Here is a 911-nt window from a genome sequence, read left to right on the forward strand (position 1 = left end):
TCTGTCCAATTTGTATTATTTGTTGATTCCTGCCATTGGTAAGTGACAGTTCCTGTTCCGTTGGACGCAGTTGCTGTCAAGGTAACTGTTCCGCCAATACAAACTGTTGTCGAAGGAATATCCACTGTAACCGTCGGTTTGGCCACCACAGTTACCGTCGAACTTGACGAGTTAGCTGATCCACAACCAGAACCTGAAGCGGTAACGACAACTCTGTAATATTTGACACTTGCAACCGCCGTTGAGACGTTCAGAGAAGTTCCTGTTTGTCCGGCGATATCTGTCCAGCTTGTATTATTAGCAGATTCCTGCCACTGGTAAGTAACGGTTCCTGTTCCGTTGGAAGCGGTGGCTGTTAAAGTTACTGTTCCGCCGATACATACTGTTGTCGAAGGAATATCGACTGATACTGTAGGTTTGGCAACAACGGTAATCGTCGAACTTGACGAGTTAGCTGATCCACAACCTGAACCTGAAGCGGTAACGATGACTCTGTAATATTTAATACCGGCAGTAGCCGTTGAAACATTTAAAGTTGTCGTTGTTTGTCCTGCAATGTCTGTCCAGCTTGTATTATTAGTAGATTCCTGCCATTGGTAAGTGACAGTTCCTGTTCCATTGGAAGCAGTTGCTGTCAAGGTAACTGTTCCGCCCACGCAAACTGTGGTAGAAGGAATATCCACTGTAACCGTCGGTTTGGCCACCACAGTCACCGTCGAACTTGACGAGTTAGCTGATCCACAACCAGAACCTGAAGCGGTAACGACAACTCTGTAATATTTGACACTTGCAACCGCCGTTGAGACGTTCAGAGAAGTTCCTGTTTGCCCGGAGATATCTGTCCAGCTTGTATTATTAGTAGATTCCTGCCATTGGTAAGTGACAGTTCCTGTTCCATTGGAAGCAGTTGC

General features: G+C 46.1%; 1 pseudogene. It reads right to left on the reverse strand.

Features of this window, described 5'->3' with window-relative positions:
- Positions 1–911, reverse strand: a pseudogene (locus tag GVN16_RS25950) (hypothetical protein); the annotation flags it as partial.

The sequence above is a fragment of the Emticicia sp. CRIBPO genome, assembly GCF_009905725.1.
In the GTDB taxonomy this organism is placed as follows: domain Bacteria; phylum Bacteroidota; class Bacteroidia; order Cytophagales; family Spirosomataceae; genus Leadbetterella.